Origin of the sequence: Gracilibacillus boraciitolerans JCM 21714 (genome assembly GCF_000521485.1) — a bacterium.
Taxonomy (GTDB): Bacteria; Bacillota; Bacilli; order Bacillales; family Amphibacillaceae; genus Gracilibacillus; species Gracilibacillus boraciitolerans.
In genome coordinates, this window is record NZ_BAVS01000010.1 from 12,313 (window position 1) to 27,479 (window position 15,167).

General features: G+C 35.7%; 14 protein-coding genes, 5 pseudogenes and 1 riboswitch. Of the genes and pseudogenes, 7 read left to right on the forward strand and 12 right to left on the reverse strand.

Features of this window, described 5'->3' with window-relative positions:
• Positions 1 to 6 precede the first annotated feature (6 nt).
• Both JCM21714_RS08225 and copZ read left to right on the forward strand, forming a co-directional pair.
• Positions 7 to 2,394: a heavy metal translocating P-type ATPase gene (locus JCM21714_RS08225; RefSeq protein ID WP_035723316.1), complete on the forward strand. Its 2,388-nt coding sequence runs from the start codon at positions 7 to 9 to the stop codon at positions 2,392 to 2,394.
• Positions 2,395 to 2,425: 31 nt separating this feature from the next.
• Positions 2,426 to 2,633 (forward strand): annotated as a pseudogene (copZ, locus tag JCM21714_RS08230) (copper chaperone CopZ).
• 264 nt (positions 2,634 to 2,897) lie between these two features.
• Here copZ and JCM21714_RS08235 read toward each other — a convergent pair.
• The 6 genes and pseudogenes from JCM21714_RS08235 to JCM21714_RS08250 all read right to left on the reverse strand — a co-directional run bounded on the left by JCM21714_RS08235 (position 2,898) and on the right by JCM21714_RS08250 (position 6,374).
• Positions 2,898 to 4,604: a DUF2207 domain-containing protein gene (locus tag JCM21714_RS08235; protein ID WP_035723319.1), complete on the reverse strand. Its 1,707-nt coding sequence runs from the start codon at positions 4,602 to 4,604 to the stop codon at positions 2,898 to 2,900.
• 168 nt (positions 4,605 to 4,772) lie between these two features.
• A complete protein-coding gene (locus JCM21714_RS08240) occupies positions 4,773 to 5,636 on the reverse strand; it encodes a DUF421 domain-containing protein (protein WP_035723322.1) in 864 nt (287 codons plus the stop codon).
• A 17-nt stretch (positions 5,637 to 5,653) separates the two neighbouring features.
• Positions 5,654 to 5,860 carry a DUF1657 domain-containing protein gene (locus JCM21714_RS08245; RefSeq protein WP_035723325.1) on the reverse strand — a complete coding sequence of 69 codons (207 nt, stop codon included), beginning with the start codon at positions 5,858 to 5,860 and terminating at the stop codon, positions 5,654 to 5,656.
• A 12-nt stretch (positions 5,861 to 5,872) separates the two neighbouring features.
• Positions 5,873 to 5,986, reverse strand: a pseudogene (locus JCM21714_RS19195) (stage V sporulation protein AE); the annotation flags it as partial.
• A pseudogene (locus JCM21714_RS24700) lies at positions 5,979 to 6,087 on the reverse strand (stage V sporulation protein AD); the annotation flags it as partial. The pseudogenes JCM21714_RS19195 and JCM21714_RS24700, both read right to left, overlap by 8 nt.
• An 80-nt stretch (positions 6,088 to 6,167) precedes the next feature.
• Entirely contained in the window at positions 6,168 to 6,374 is a 207-nt protein-coding gene (locus tag JCM21714_RS08250) for a DUF1657 domain-containing protein (protein WP_035723328.1), read from the reverse strand.
• 213 nt (positions 6,375 to 6,587) lie between these two features.
• On the opposite strand from JCM21714_RS08250, the gene JCM21714_RS08255 reads away from it, so the two are divergent.
• Positions 6,588 to 6,863: a hypothetical protein gene (locus JCM21714_RS08255; protein ID WP_035723331.1), complete on the forward strand. Its 276-nt coding sequence runs from the start codon at positions 6,588 to 6,590 to the stop codon at positions 6,861 to 6,863.
• 106 nt (positions 6,864 to 6,969) lie between these two features.
• Here JCM21714_RS08255 and trxB read toward each other — a convergent pair.
• The 3 genes and pseudogenes from trxB to JCM21714_RS08270 all read right to left on the reverse strand — a co-directional run bounded on the left by trxB (position 6,970) and on the right by JCM21714_RS08270 (position 8,759).
• Positions 6,970 to 7,922 (reverse strand): annotated as a pseudogene (trxB, locus tag JCM21714_RS08260) (thioredoxin-disulfide reductase).
• Positions 7,923 to 7,949: 27 nt separating this feature from the next.
• Positions 7,950 to 8,372 (reverse strand): arsenate reductase (thioredoxin), encoded by a 423-nt coding sequence (arsC, locus tag JCM21714_RS08265; RefSeq protein ID WP_035723333.1) that lies wholly within the window; start codon positions 8,370 to 8,372, stop codon positions 7,950 to 7,952.
• 45 nt (positions 8,373 to 8,417) lie between these two features.
• Positions 8,418 to 8,759, reverse strand: coding sequence for an ArsR/SmtB family transcription factor (locus JCM21714_RS08270; RefSeq protein ID WP_035723433.1), 342 nt, complete (start codon positions 8,757 to 8,759; stop codon positions 8,418 to 8,420).
• 543 nt (positions 8,760 to 9,302) lie between these two features.
• On the opposite strand from JCM21714_RS08270, the gene JCM21714_RS08275 reads away from it, so the two are divergent.
• The 3 genes and pseudogenes from JCM21714_RS08275 (at position 9,303) to JCM21714_RS08285 (ending at position 12,587) form a co-directional block, all read left to right on the forward strand.
• On the forward strand, positions 9,303 to 10,400 hold the full coding sequence (locus JCM21714_RS08275) for a C40 family peptidase (RefSeq protein ID WP_035723335.1): 1,098 nt from the start codon (positions 9,303 to 9,305) through the stop codon (positions 10,398 to 10,400).
• Between the two features lie 239 nt (positions 10,401 to 10,639).
• A riboswitch (cyclic di-AMP (ydaO/yuaA leader) is annotated at positions 10,640 to 10,793 on the forward strand.
• Positions 10,794 to 10,977: 184 nt separating this feature from the next.
• Positions 10,978 to 12,323, forward strand: a pseudogene (locus JCM21714_RS08280) (TrkH family potassium uptake protein).
• An 81-nt stretch (positions 12,324 to 12,404) separates the two neighbouring features.
• Positions 12,405 to 12,587: a hypothetical protein gene (locus JCM21714_RS08285; protein ID WP_035723338.1), complete on the forward strand. Its 183-nt coding sequence runs from the start codon at positions 12,405 to 12,407 to the stop codon at positions 12,585 to 12,587.
• A gap of 109 nt (positions 12,588 to 12,696) precedes the next feature.
• Here the strand turns inward: JCM21714_RS08285 and JCM21714_RS08290 are convergent, their stop codons facing one another.
• Positions 12,697 to 13,347: an SDR family oxidoreductase gene (locus JCM21714_RS08290; protein ID WP_035723341.1), complete on the reverse strand. Its 651-nt coding sequence runs from the start codon at positions 13,345 to 13,347 to the stop codon at positions 12,697 to 12,699.
• 313 nt (positions 13,348 to 13,660) lie between these two features.
• Here JCM21714_RS08290 and JCM21714_RS08295 point away from each other — a divergent pair, with 313 nt between their 5' ends.
• Positions 13,661 to 14,122, forward strand: coding sequence for a hypothetical protein (locus JCM21714_RS08295; RefSeq protein ID WP_035723345.1), 462 nt, complete (start codon positions 13,661 to 13,663; stop codon positions 14,120 to 14,122).
• A 38-nt stretch (positions 14,123 to 14,160) separates the two neighbouring features.
• Here JCM21714_RS08295 and JCM21714_RS08300 read toward each other — a convergent pair whose 3' ends face one another.
• On the reverse strand, positions 14,161 to 14,862 hold the full coding sequence (locus JCM21714_RS08300) for a glycosyltransferase family 4 protein (protein ID WP_200868445.1): 702 nt from the start codon (positions 14,860 to 14,862) through the stop codon (positions 14,161 to 14,163).
• Positions 14,846 to 15,154, reverse strand: coding sequence for a glycosyltransferase family 4 protein (locus tag JCM21714_RS20510; protein WP_200868440.1), 309 nt, complete (start codon positions 15,152 to 15,154; stop codon positions 14,846 to 14,848). The genes JCM21714_RS08300 and JCM21714_RS20510 overlap by 17 nt, the downstream gene beginning before the upstream one ends.
• Positions 15,155 to 15,167: the final 13 nt, after the last annotated feature.

Genomic DNA, 15,167 nt, shown 5'->3' on the forward strand with positions numbered 1-15,167 from the left:
CATATAATGAGCGATAAAAATCATACGACACTTGGGATAACAGGCATGACTTGTGCGGCATGTTCTACTCGTATTGAAAAAGTGTTAAATAAAATGGATGGAGTCGAAGCACAAGTCAATTTGACAACAGAAAAGGCTTCGGTAGACTTTGATGCAAAAAAAACATCCATTGAAGAGATAACGAACAAAATTGAAAATATCGGCTATGGCGTTTTAATGGAGAAAACCGAATTAGACGTCTTGGGAATGACTTGTGCAGCATGTTCAGCCCGTATTGAAAAGGTATTAAATAGGCAAGTAGGCATTCATTCTGCAAATGTAAATTTAACAACAGAAACAGCTTCTATAGAATATAACTCCGATGTAGTAGATCTTACAGCAATCATCGAGAAAATTAAAAATACCGGTTATGATGCGAAACCAAAAGCAGAAGCAGCAGAAAGACAAACACATAAAGAAAAGGAAATGAAGAGTAAGAAGATGAAATTAATGATTTCCGCTGTGTTAGCTGCGCCGCTGTTAATAACGATGCTGGTTCATTTATTTAACATGACGATACCCGATATATTTATGAATCCATGGTTCCAATTTCTTTTAGCAACACCTGTTCAATTTATTATCGGTTGGCAGTTCTATGTTGGAGCATATAAAAATCTCCGTAATGGTGGAGCGAACATGGATGTACTTGTGGCATTAGGTACAAGTGCTGCTTATTTTTATAGTTTATACGAAACATTTAAAACAATAGGAAATCCATCTTATATGCCCCCCCATCTGTATTTTGAGACAAGTGCTATTTTAATTACATTAATTTTATTTGGAAAATACCTAGAAGCAAGAGCAAAAAGTCAAACAACAAATGCATTGTCCTCTTTACTTAACTTACAGGCGAAAGAAGCTCGTGTTATTAGAAATGGTGCAGAAATGATGATGCCAGTCGAAGAAGTGAAGGTTGGTGATCATTTAGTAGTCAAACCAGGTGAAAAAGTTCCTGTTGATGGCAAGATTATGAAAGGAAGAACTTCTATTGATGAATCAATGCTTACCGGTGAATCGATACCAATTGAAAAAAACATCGAGGACACAGTCATCGGTTCAACAATCAATAAAAATGGCGTTATTGAAATGAAAGCAACAAAAGTAGGAAAGGATACCGCGCTTGCCTCTATTGTCAAAGTAGTCGAAGATGCCCAAGGTTCAAAAGCACCAATTCAAAGGCTAGCAGATGTCATATCAGGTTATTTTGTTCCAATCGTAGTTGCAATAGCAATCGTAACGTTTTTTGTATGGCTTACATTAGTTGAGCCTGGACAATTGGAGCCAGCATTGGTTGCAGCAATTGCTGTACTTGTTATCGCCTGTCCATGTGCGTTAGGACTTGCAACTCCAACTTCTATTATGGTTGGAACAGGAAAAGCTGCAGAGAACGGCATCCTTTTTAAAGGTGGAGAACACCTGGAAAGAACGCATCAGTTAGAGACGATCATTCTTGATAAAACAGGCACCATCACAAAAGGAAAACCAGAGGTAACTGATTTTACAGGTGATGAGAAAACATTACAATGGTTAGCAAGTGCAGAGAAAGGGTCGGAACATCCACTTGCTGAAGCCATTATTGCCTATGCAGCAGAAAGAAATATTGAATTAATGGAAGTAGATCATTTTAATGCGATACCTGGGCAAGGTATTGAAGTCACAATTTCTAATAAGCATATTTTAGTTGGAAATCGAAAACTAATGGAAGACCACCAAGTTGAAGTTGGTGGAGCAGAACAAGAGTTAATCGATTATGAAGTGAATGGAAAAACAGCGATGTTAATCTCTGTTGAGGGCCAGTATCAAGGGATCGTAGCTGTAGCAGATACCGTGAAAGAAACAGCATCACAAGCAATTAGAGAGCTGAAAGAAGAAGGCTTAGAAGTTATCATGTTAACAGGAGATAATGAGCGAACGGCACAAGCGATTGCCAAGCAAGTAGGCATCGATCAAGTAATTGCTCAAGTCTTACCTGAACAAAAAGCAGATAAAGTAAAAGAAATTCAGCTTAAAGGTAAAAAAGTTGCCATGGTTGGCGATGGTGTGAATGATGCCCCCAGCCTGGTGATCGCTGATATTGGCATTGCGATTGGTACAGGAACAGAAGTAGCCATTGAAGCTGCTGATGTTACGATCCTTGGTGGCGAGCTACTGCTCCTGCCGAAGGCAATTAAAATTAGTCATGCGACAATTAGAAACATTCGTCAAAATTTATTTTGGGCATTCGGTTACAATACGGCCGGAATTCCAGTTGCAGCTATTGGACTACTTGCGCCATGGGTTGCTGGTGCAGCGATGGCACTAAGTTCTGTAAGTGTTGTATCTAATTCCCTTCGGTTAAAACGAGTGAAGTTATAGGTAGTACAACATTTAAAGGAGGTGAAAAGTCATGGAAAAAACGTTACATGTACAAGGCATGTCCTGTGGTCATTGTAAAATGGCTGTTGAGGGGGGCATTGAAAGAATTAGATGGCGTTTCAGCAGCTGAGGTTGATTTAGCTGCTGGTAAAGTAGAGGTTGCTTTTGATGAATCAAAAGTAAACATTGATGCGATGAAAGATGCGATCGAAGAACAAGGCTATGATATCGAAGACTAAGTAAAAGTATAGTGAAATAAATAATAAAGCGTTACAACAAAAAGTTTTAGTCCGAGTGAAAACCGAACTATGATTTGAAATAGTTCGGTTTTTTGCTCATTTTACTGTAAACAGTGAACAGCTTTTGTATGTGGGTACCTTTCAGTATGTCTTAGCTCTATATGGGGGGGCTTTAACATTTCTGGTGCACCTGACTATCTAAATGCTTCCTCATTTCTGTGAAAATACGAAAATTGCTTGTCATGAGCACACTTTTTCTTAAAATTAAAAAGCACCAGAGCCACCACCGCCTCCACCAACACCAGTCCCACCGCCGGGAACACCGCCATTACTGTTTGCAGCGGCTGAGACTGTTGTATTTGCTTTGTCGAATTTATTGGTGAGCGTGCTTGCCAGCAGTACAAACATCATTATGTCAGTTGTTTGCAGACTCATATCAGCAGGAGTCTTTGGTTGCAACCTTTTGCTTAGAACTTCGCTTTTTTTCTGCATTGACTTGTTTCCAGTACCGAGCGCGTAAATAAATGCCTGCATTTGTTGATCGCTCATCCAATTGTTCCATTCCTTTTCGCTGATATTATCATAATTGGAACTGAATTCTTTCCACTTCTGACTAATCCTAATTCCCTCGACGGTTTTAGGCTGATAGATGATAGCAAATAGCAATAAGGTAACACACAGGAAGATTGCGATAAACATCCACGTAAAAATGGAATGTACTCCTAAAAGGATACTAAATGGAATAAGGAGCAAACTTGCTACTGCTGTTATTCCTCTTAAACCTACCTGTCTATCAACAAGTTCGTGTTGTTTTATTTCTTCTTTAACAGCCTGGATCCATTTCTGAAAATCTTGCTGGTAGCTTGAATGGTTGTCTTTGTTTTCAATGTATGCTTCAAGTGATGATAGGGTAAAAACACCATTATCACCTATTTGATAAAATAGCCAATTGATTAATATACTTTCATGCCGATAATCTGTATTAGCATTTGTAATAATAAATGTATTATCCTCATCTCGTTTGGCATACCCCCCCTTCCTGACCAGATCTAATAAAGCGGCAGATAGGAATTCGCTATTGGCAGACATGTTTTTCATATAAAGCACGGTAGCAGGTAAACTCATTTCTTGTTTTGGTAAAAGGCCAGACTGGGACGAGCTACGTGCTACTTCCCATAACTTCCTGTTCTTTTTTCTCCTTGTCACAATAAATAGTGCGATTAAGTATATTGTAAAGGCACTTAATATGAATGGCGAAATACGCATTAAAATTTCCTGTCTATTCTTGTAGGCTGCGGCTTCTTCTTCCAGTCTTGATTTATCTCCTAGAATTTCATCACGAATCGTGTTGTCCTGTATTTGGCTTAAAGCAGAAAATAGAGAAGCATCATAGGCTACCCGGATATCACCCTTTGTTCCACTTTCTATTTCTCCCATGTCAAAATGAACTATACTATCAGAGCCAATATTTGATGTTTCATATGCTTCATCATAACCCAAGGCTAGTACCTCTTTACTTGGCTGAGGTGGATGGATGTAAATATCCATTTTTTGATAAGTTGATTCATTGCTAGTGTCAAAGAAAGGCCAGTAAAATTGTGCAAGCTCATTGTCTGCTTCTACACCATTCGTGATGGTGTAAGAAATGTCGATCATAATTTGCTCATCTGCCCCCCCACTTCTATGAATTTTATAAAGATTTTTTTCTTGTTCAACATCTAAGGAATGGTTATTTTCAAATGCTTGGACGTCTTTTATTTGTGTGTGGTTTTTTGGAATAAGCGTGCGGGTGATGCCATTAAACTCACCATCAAATTGATAGGTATGCTGCTCTGTCACTTGCACATTGCCATTTTCCTCTAAATAGGCATTAATTTCTGTATTTTTAATAGAAAAATCAACGGCAAAAGCCTGCTGAGGCAGAAAAATAATCGAAAAAACAAAAGCAAACAATATCGCTATTTTTTTCATACTATATAAGCTCCTCTCTACTCTATATACGGACTAAACGTATAAAAGGTTTCAACTAATGGAGTGAGAGCGACGCTTCTCTTTTGCCAGTTTAGATTCTTATAATAATAAATATCATATGATGATCATGTTTACACAAACACTTAAAAAAATTTCCCTAAATATAAGCTAATCTTTTAGAAAAGGTAGTAGCTTTTGCATGGATTCATCTAACTTTTTGGCATTTTTTGCATACATGTTTTTGGCTGACTCGGATTTTGTCGCTAAGGCAAACAATTCTAAATCGGCTTGACATTTTTTTAAATGGGCAAGCATAAGGGGGGGTCTTTCCTGCGGCGTTGGAACCTGTATCTTATCATCAAATAAGTCGATACTAAGTGTACCATATGTATCAATCTGACCAAGGAATACATTTTCAATTGTAATATTTTGTGTATCTAATTCTGCTTGTAACCATGCTCTGTTTTTCCCGGTCGTTGTTAAAGCCTCATCTAAAATTTCCCCATCCATTATGACAGTGTAAGGCTCTTTTTCATTCACACTCGGTAGTCCAAGATCCTTTCGTGTTATAGGACGGAAATCTTTTTTAGGAAGAACACTTAACGAACCTTTTGCTTCAAGCACGGCATATTCGACTTCTGAAAGATCAAAAATATCTTTACCTCGAAGTAACTGCAGCAACTCATCCGTCGTATACTTTTCCTTTTTCATGTTGTCTTCCAACACTTTTCCGTCTTTAATAATCACTGTTCCAGACCCTTCCACATAGTCACGAAATTTCTTGCTATGAAGGGAGGCGATTTCTACAAGATATATGAATAAAGCGAATACGCATATCCCAATTATGCCGTGCCAAACTCTATTGTCCGTATTAATGATAACTTCGGCTGCGATACTGCCAATCGTAATACCTGACACATATTCAAAAAAAGATAGTTCTGATAACTGCTTTTTTCCTGAAAGCTTTGTCAAAAGAAATAAAATGATGATAAAGAGAATGACTCGTACAGCTATATCTAACCAATCTGGCACTTTGATCCCTCCTTGGATTAAAAACCTTTATACTGATCTTCTTCCCGCTCCAATTCTCCAACTCGATTCATGATGTCCTGTTTCACTTCTTTCATCACAAGCATTTGTTCATGAAAGAGGCGCTTAGCCTTTTCATCTCCTGAGTTGATTGCAAGTGTAGAAAGTCCGGATTCTATGGTTTTTATTGTGGCGAGGCATTGTTTTACATTAGAACTTACTGTCATGATTGTTACTCCTTATCCCTTAGGTTTAAAAATAATTGCGGCCAATGTGCCAAATACGATAGCTGCTGATATACCCGCGCTGGTCACTTCGAACATTCCTGTTGCCACCCGGATCAGGTTCAATTGAAACGGCATGTGCAATACAAGGTATAGTTTCATTTGGTTGAGTTGTTAAAGGGGGAAAGCAGGGCACCAGTAGCTCCTACAAGCATTCGTTTAATTTCTCCTTTGGATTTCCCCCCCGTCCTTGGAAAGGCTTTAGAGGAAAAAAGCTAGCCTGTTATGAGCTAACCTTTTCCATTGATGATTATTCTTGTTTGTATTGAGGTTCTTCCTGTTCGATTTCAGTAATACGAGTTTTTATGCTATTAATTATAGATTGTGTGTCGTTTGCAGATTGCTGATAAAGTTGTTTTGCTTGCTGATTCTCTGTTTCAAGTGCAAATGTTTCAAAACTTGCTTGTGCGCTCTTTAAGTTTGCTAAAGTAGTTTTTACATCATTTATAACTGTCATTTTGTTGACTCCTTTTTAAATCTTATACAAAAAATATTTTGCGCGTTTTACCATTATTTATGACTACCTATTTATTCCATATGAAAAAATACATAAAAAAGTTATACTCAGTTTAGACTAGTCTTTTCTATGTTCACGTTATTTTAAATATTTAATTCATCTGTATGCGAATCATTTCGGAGGATTATTAACTGTATAAAGGGGAGTAAATGAATGGCATCAAAAATATACTTGTTTTCCTATGAGACCCATTATGACAAAGTTTTAACATGTTTAGATAAACGGCTTTGGATGCTTTATGATACCAAACAAATTAATGAAAATGTTCATTTAATTAAGACAGAAGACGACATATCTATTTTGGAGAAGTTTTTGGCGGAATGTTTTGGTAATCATGGTACCTATGTTTTAGTAGAAATAGCAGACCAACCGATTCGCCTCTTTCATTCAACTTCTAAATTGATAAAACGGTGGATGGATGATATCTGAAGTCTATATGTAAAAAAGAATCCATTTTGGTATAGGTTCATACAAAATGAATTCTTTTTTATTCGCTATCGTTTTTAATAAATAGAAAAGACAATTTTTAAGTTAATTATAAAGTAATACTCCAATCTTGAATGGCACTGCCTTCTAAATATCTTTCTACATCTAATGCAGCCATACAGCCGGTTCCCGCAGCAGTTATCGCTTGACGATATCTATTATCCTGGACATCACCACAGGCATATACTCCAGGTATATTCGTTTCCGTCGTTCCAGGAGTAACTTGAATATAACCTGTTTCATCTGTTTTAATTTGTCCTTTTAAAAATTCTGTATTTGGATTATGTCCTATTGCCAGGAAGATACCATCCGTTTCCACTAACTGTTCTTGATCTGTTTCGTTATTTTTAACCATTATTCCGTGTACTTTATTATCTTTACTTACTATTTTTAATGGAGTTTTATTTAAATTCCAACTAATTTTGTCATTTTCTCTTGCGCGATCCTGCATAATTTTAGATGCTCTAAGATCATTTCTTCGATGGATGATTTCTACTTCACTGGCAAACTTACTGAGGTAATTAGCTTCTTCCATGGCGGAATCTCCTCCACCTACAATCACGACTTTTTTGTCACGAAAGAAAAACCCATCGCATGTTGCACACGTACTTACACCTCGGCCGATATTCTCTTTTTCCCCCCAGGAATATCTAACATTTTTGCAGATGCACCGGTTGAAATAATCAGTGCCTCGGTTGTAATATCCCCCCCTATACCATTGACTTCAAGTGTAAAAGGTCGTTTGGATAAATCAACATTGGATACCCAGCCATTTTTAAAAGTAGCACCAAATTTTTGGGCTTGCTCTCTCATATTATCAATTAATTCTGGTCCCATAATGCCATCTTTAAAACCAGGATAATTTTCCACCTCTGTGGTTAGGCTAAGTTGTCCACCGGGCTCTGTTCCTTCTATTACAACTGGATTTAAATTTGCTCGTGCTAAGTAGATCGCGGCTGTTAAGCCTGCTGGGCCTGTTCCTAATATCACAACTTTTTCCATGGTATCACTCCTAATTGATATCTCTTTTTACTCGCCCGTTTCGGCAAAACGTTTAATTCGTTCGCCAATTTCATCGCGAACTCTTTGGAAGACCTTCCATTTCTCTTCGTCCGTGCCTTCAGCCTTAGCGGGATCATCAAATCCCCCCCAATGTTCCCGTTTCACATTAGGAGGTGTTAATGGGCATTTATCGGCTGCATCGCCACAAAGTGTTACAGCTAATGTCGCATTATTTAAGATATTCGGATCAATGATCTCCGATTGCTGCTCAGAAATATCAATGCCTACTTCCTTCATTGCTTTAACTGCATTAGGATTTAAACCATGTGCTTCAATTCCAGCACTGAAAACTTCCCATTCACTACCTAGGTGTTCTTTCGCCCATCCTTCCGCCATTTGACTTCGGCATGAATTTCCTGTACATAAAAAATAAATTGTTTTTTTAGACATATAAACCTCACCTTTCTTTCAAGTAGTATTATTTCAGTAAAAAGATTAACAGGAAATGCGCATTCCTTTTTGTTCTAATTCTCTTAGTAAGTAATCTTGACTTGGCAGTTGTTTTAGAATTTGTTCGATTAAATTAAAATATTCATGGTCTTTAAGCAGGGAATAATAGATCCACTGGCCATGTCTTTCCTCCTTGACTAAGTCTGCATCCCTTAATTTTCGAAGATGTTGACTGATCGACGATTGACTGACTTGAAAGATTTCTACAAATTCGCAAACACAACAAGTATTTTTCTCTAAAAGCTTCATCATGATTAATCGTGTTTTATCACCTAATAATTTCAAGACTAAGGCAGACTTTTCAATTTCCATTGTCGTTGTTATCATCATAGCTCATCTCCTGACTTTATATTACTATATAATAATTTACTTATATATTCAAATGATTAGATTGACTTATTTTTATGAATGGGTTGAACTAATTATAATCATGATAATAATTAATATGTTATATGATTAATAGTATAATAAATTAGGTAATATAATATATTAATTATTTCTGAATAATTTACTTTTACTCTATTAATGTTAAATTTTATTCTCGCATTTCTATAATTTTAATTTTTAAAAAATACGTTATTTACTGTTTTTAGTCCTTATATAATAGGGTTTTATCTTAATTTCAGTCATAATATGAGTTTATAGTTATGGTGAGTATTTAGAACTAAATATAATGTTTAAATAAAATATATTATTTTTCGTCAAAATAGTGTATAATGTGGCTAAATGTGGATTTTAAATAAAAGTTTTCCAACCTACTCTTAATTACATATACTACGTTTCTATCTATTGGAGACAAAATCAAATAATTATATGCTTTTTTAAAGTCCATATAAAGAAAATATCGACTAAAAACAGGAGGCATAGTTAATGGCCAATAAGAAAGTAATCATGTCAGTAACACTGGGTGCTGCCATTGCTGCAGCAACAATCGGTGTAGACGAAGCGGAGGCAGCATCATATAAGGTGCAAAGTGGTGATTCGTTATGGAAAATTGCTCAGAAATATAATACAAATGTTCAGTCGTTAATTGATATGAATAAGCTTCGATCTGACATCATATATCCAAACCAAGTTTTAAAAACAGATGCATCCTCTTCAGGAAGTAAAACCAACAATGCCAAAGATAGTAAAAGTCAAAACAATCAACCTACTAATAGCAGTTCAAGTAAATATACTGTAAAAAGTGGGGATACATTAAGTGGTATTGCATCTAAACATAGTATTTCTCTGAATGATTTAATGAAGTGGAATAATTTAAATACTACCTTGATTTATCCAGGAAATGTCTTCATTGTTAGCAAGCCAAGTTCTAATCATACGACTTCCGATAATAATAACAAAAATACTTCATCCTCCAATTCAAGTTCTATTAACAAGAATAATAGCGCTTCAACGAGTGTATATACTATCAAGTCTGGTGATACGCTATCTCATATAGGAACAAGATATGGTGTGACGGTTACTAACTTGAAGAAATGGAACAACTTAAGCTCAGATCGAATTTATATTGGACAAAAACTAAATGTCGGAGTAAAAAATACCACGGATACTTCTTCTGTAAATAAGCCAACTACGGAAAAAGAAAAACCAGCTGGTGTGGACTATAATGTCTCCACACTTATAGAAGTAGCAACCGCTTTGCAAGGTTCAGCCTATGTATGGGGTGGTACGACAACAAGTGGTTTTGATTGCAGTGGTTACATATATTATGTCTACAAACAAGCCGGTAAAGAAATGGGTCGTTATTCTAGTACAGGCTACTATGATCGTTCTTATTATGTAAATAATCCAAAAGTCGGTGATTTGGTCTTCTTTGAAGGAACCTATAAATCTGGCATTTCTCATCTGGGAATTTACGTAGGAGATAATCAATTTATCCATGCTGGTTCCAAAGGAGTCGAAATTGTTAGCTTAAATAATTCTTATTGGAAAAAACATTTCTCTAGTTTTAAAAGATTCTATTAGATATTAAAATTACAAAAGACCACTTTGATACTATATCGAAGTGGTCATTCTTTTTTATATGCAAACTTTTTTCAATAAAGGAGTATTTGGGTGGAATCTCATCACGGAATAATTGAATACAATAAAGTGAGACTAAGCTTCTTGAGGACCATACAGATGATTAGCACCGTGATAAAAATGTTATTGACAGAAAACTAAAACAGGAGTAGATTTAATTGTGTTAAAAAATAAAAGTAAACACCTTTTATTCGCTTAATTCTTTTAGAAGCGGGGGGGGAACCATTGTTGATAGACTTGTCTATCTCAGGGGGGGTTAATCTTACTTATGGTAAGACGGGATACTCTCTATTCCTAATCCGACAGCTAACCTCGTCAGCGTTATTTGTTTTATTAATGAGAGAAGGGTCGTGGGCATAACCGAAGACCATTATTTGTATTGGTCTTTTTTTGGTCTTTAGACATTCAAAAATTGATGTTGACAATGATGCAGAAGAAGCAATTAAATACAGCTGATTTTGTTTATTAGGATTAATAAGAAGGACTCTACTTTTGAAAATCGGAGGAGACATACAAAATGATGAAAGTTTTAAAATTAAATAATCTTAGTCCGGCACAACTTATTGTATTATTTTATGTTTTGGCTGTACTCCTATCTGTTGCTCTACTAAGCTTACCTATAACCCTTAAGCCAGGTATTGAATGGAGTTTTGTTGATCTGATTTTCACTGCTGTAAGTGCTATTAGTGTGACTGGATTGGCAGTTGTATCAACTGTGGACACCTTTAGTACACCCGGAATTTTCATACTCTTATTTATTCTCCAGTTTGGTGGAATTGGTATTATGACGTTAGGTACATTCTTTTGGCTCTTAATTGGGAAGAAAATTGGGTTGCGGGAAAGACAACTCATAAGTAAAGACCAGAATCGATCCCATTTATCTGGTCTAGTGCATTTGATGAAACAAATATTGGCGATTATTATACTGATAGAGTTTGTGGGGGGGCAATGATATTAGGTACTTATTTTTTGAACTATTTTCCTACATGGCAGGAGGCATATCTGCAAGGTCTGTTTGCCTCTGTTAGCGCTACTACTAATGCAGGTTTTGATATCACCGGAAGTTCTTTAATCCCTTTTGCCCAGGATTATTTTGTTCAATTTATCAACATTATATTGTTGACATTAGGTGCAATAGGTTTTCCCGTACTTATTGAAGTAAAAGATTATTTAACATCTAAAAAATTAAACAAGAGACATTTCACTTTATACACTCAATTGACGACGGTGACGTTTTTCGCATTGATGCTGTTTGGAACTATTGTCATTTTATTATTTGAGGCAAATCATTTCTTCGCTGATAAAAGCTGGCATGAATCATTTTTTTATGCGTTTTTTCAGTCATCCACGACAAGAAATGGTGGTTTGGCAACGATGGATGTTAGCGAATTTACTGTACCGACATTGTTGGCTATTTGTTTTCTAATGTTTATCGGTGCTTCTCCAAGTTCGGTTGGAGGCGGTATTAGAACCACCACATTTGCTGTAATAGTATTATTGATTTTTTCATTCTCTAAGGGACAGAAAAATATTAAAGTATTCAGACGTGAAATTCATGAGGAGGATATTATTAAATCCGTAGTGGTATGTTTTTTAGCCATTTTAATTTGTTTTATATCATTAGTAATACTTACCCAAACAGAGCCGTTTTCTTTAATGGAGCTGTTATTTGAAGTTTGCTCCGCCTTTGGTACAACAGGCTTATCGATGGGGATCACACCAGAGTTAAGTATGATTGGTAAAATAGTTATCATTTCCCTCATGTTTATCGGCAGAATCGGGATTTTGTCTTTTATTTTTATTTTCCATAAAGAAACACAAGAACTGAGCTATCATTATCCAAAAGAAAGAATAATTGTTGGCTAAATTACTAATAAAAGTGAATCAAGCAAAACAGAAAACAGCTTGGTTCCTTTTTTAAGTGAGAATGCTATAAGGAGAATTTTAATGACAGGAAAAACACATATTATGGGTGGGTTTGCTTCTACAGTTGCCATTGCCCACTCTTACACTTATGAACCCATATTATTTTTTATATCAGGTTCAAAAGAACTAGAGCCACTTTTTTCTTCAGTGAAAATAGAGGAAGTGAAGCAGTTTATTGAAAAATATGAGCAATCTGTTGTTTGATATTTACATGAAATCTGGAGGGAAAGAAATAAGAATTCATGCTTAAGAACATATAAAGGTTGTAAAGAAATCCATTTTGCCGAATAGACAAAAATGGATTTTCTAATGTTTATATTGATTTAATTGCGTCCTCAACAAATGCATTGCCTTCTACCGCTTTAAATGCTTTACCAATCGTGGCATTATTCTCAAGAGCAGCTATTATTACTCTAGCGACATCTTCGCGAGGAATTTCGCCTCTGTCTACTTTCTCGCCTAGCTGCACTTGGTTTTTACCTGGATTATTTGTTAGGCCACCAGGATGCACAATGGTATAGTCTAGATCGCTAGCTCTTAACCATTCGTCTGCATAATGTTTTGCCACGATATACGGTGCAAAAGCATCTGGAGCAGACTGAATTGCTTCACGACTTGTATCAAAGGAGCTAACCATTACATAACGTTTTACATTTGCTTGTTTCGCTGCTTCTATAGTTTTAACAGCACCATCTAAATCAACCATAAGGGTTTTGTCTTTACCAGTTTTTGGCCCGGATCCCGCAGTGAATACAATCGCATCTACGCCTTCAGCCGCTTTTGCTATTTTCTCAATTTCATCCTCTAAATCCGCTACGGCAACTTCTGCACCTAAATCTTTGAAATAAGATGCTTGCTCTTCTTTGCGAATCATTGCTCTTGCTTCCATGTTTTCTTTTTTCTGAATGAAGTTTACGAGATGTTTTCCAACTTGGCCATTAGCGCCAACTACTAATATTTTCACATGCTTCACCCTTTCTAATGTATTTCACTATTTATTGTAAATCGTAAAAGCATAAAAGTTAAATGATCCAACTTATAAATTATTGTGAAGTGTAAATTATTTTGGAAAAAAATAGATTTTTTCCATATAAGTTGAAACTAATAGGTCAGTTAAACCGTCTTATTAATAGAGAATAAAAACTTTGAAAAATACCAAGTTGGATATTTTTCACATCATGATTTATTTTATTTTAATGATGTATTTAATTTTATGCTATTGGGGTATATCAATAAAGAGAGGCTATCCGTTAAGGAAATGGAAGGAGCAGTTATAAGTGAAGAGAATATCTATTTTTTTTATAATCTGTTTAGGTCTATTAAGTGCTTGCGCTAATGAGGAAGAAACAGTTAACATAGATGATAAGGATTTTGCTAATACGTTATATGTCCAAAAGGTAGAAAACAATTTCACCTCTAAGGAATTGACTAAACCGATTGAAGATCAGGAGATGATTCAAAGAGTATTAACCATGGTGGACGGATTACAGGCAGAGAAAATGACCACTGATGAATTCATTCAGCAACTAGAAAACCATGACAGTTACTACCGCTTTGGCTTTTATGGAGAAAGCGGAGTGGAAGAACAAAGAAATCAATATGCTTTTCAAATAATGACAGATGGTACAATTATCTTTAATTTTGACCAAATCAATAATCCCAGCTATCCGCTTATTTCCGTTGAAACACATCAAAATATCCTAAAAGAATTGAAAAAGGTTTTAGAGATTCATTTTTAGAAGAAATCTCACGATAGAAAGTAGTAAACTGTAACCACTTATGCATGATAAAATTTCATTAATTTAGTAGCGACTACCCTAATATCCCGTTCTGAAGCTAAGTCAAATCCATTAGCAGTTAAATTCGGTAACTGTTTTTCTAACAGACCTTTACATAATTGTGAAAACTCATCTATTGTCTTTCCTTTATAGACAGTATGGTTGTGTTTTAACCATTTCTTATAAATAGGTATATCCCGAACTACTATTGGAATTTTAGCTGCTAAAGCTTCTAATAATACAATTCCCTCTGTTTCCTCATGGGTCAAAAAAAGAAAGACATCACTTCCTTCATATGCATCCCTTAATTCTTGTCTTGAGACATATCCCGGGAAATAAAGATTTGCCCCCCCTTTATTCTGGATGGCACGTTTTATTTTTGCTGGTACGATGTGTAAATTGGTATAACCAAACCAATAGAAGCGGTATTCAGGCATTTGTTCTGCTAACTTTATAAAATCTAGAATGCCCTTTCGTTCCATATAATGGCCGACAGAGATAATTACTTTCTCCTCTTCTCCAATATGATACCTTTTACGAAATCGCTGGCGCCCTTCCCCCCCTGTTGGCTTAAAAAATTCTGTGTCAATACCATTCGAAAGATGATAGACAGGTCTTTTTATCCTATAATGATCTAGAATATGTTTCGAATAGTCTGTTGGAGTCAGTACAATATCACCGTGATTATAGCAGAACGTAATCCACTTTTAAAAGTGGGGCTAATAAATTTGAACCAATAAAAGAATTACGGAAATCTTCCATTGTCGAATGAGCATAATAGATCACTCTTTTGTTCTTTCTCTTCGCTAGCCAGGCCATCATCAGTGAATTTGGAAAAATAGTGTTGAGGTGAACAATATCATAATCTTCTTTTTTATTAACGGTGTATGGAATATTTAGTAGTTCTAATGCCTTTTTTTGATGCTTGATTGCTTGGCCGATTCCACTTTTTTTTACTAACTCAATGGAACCTTCATATATTAGTACTTTCATAATCATCCTCCGT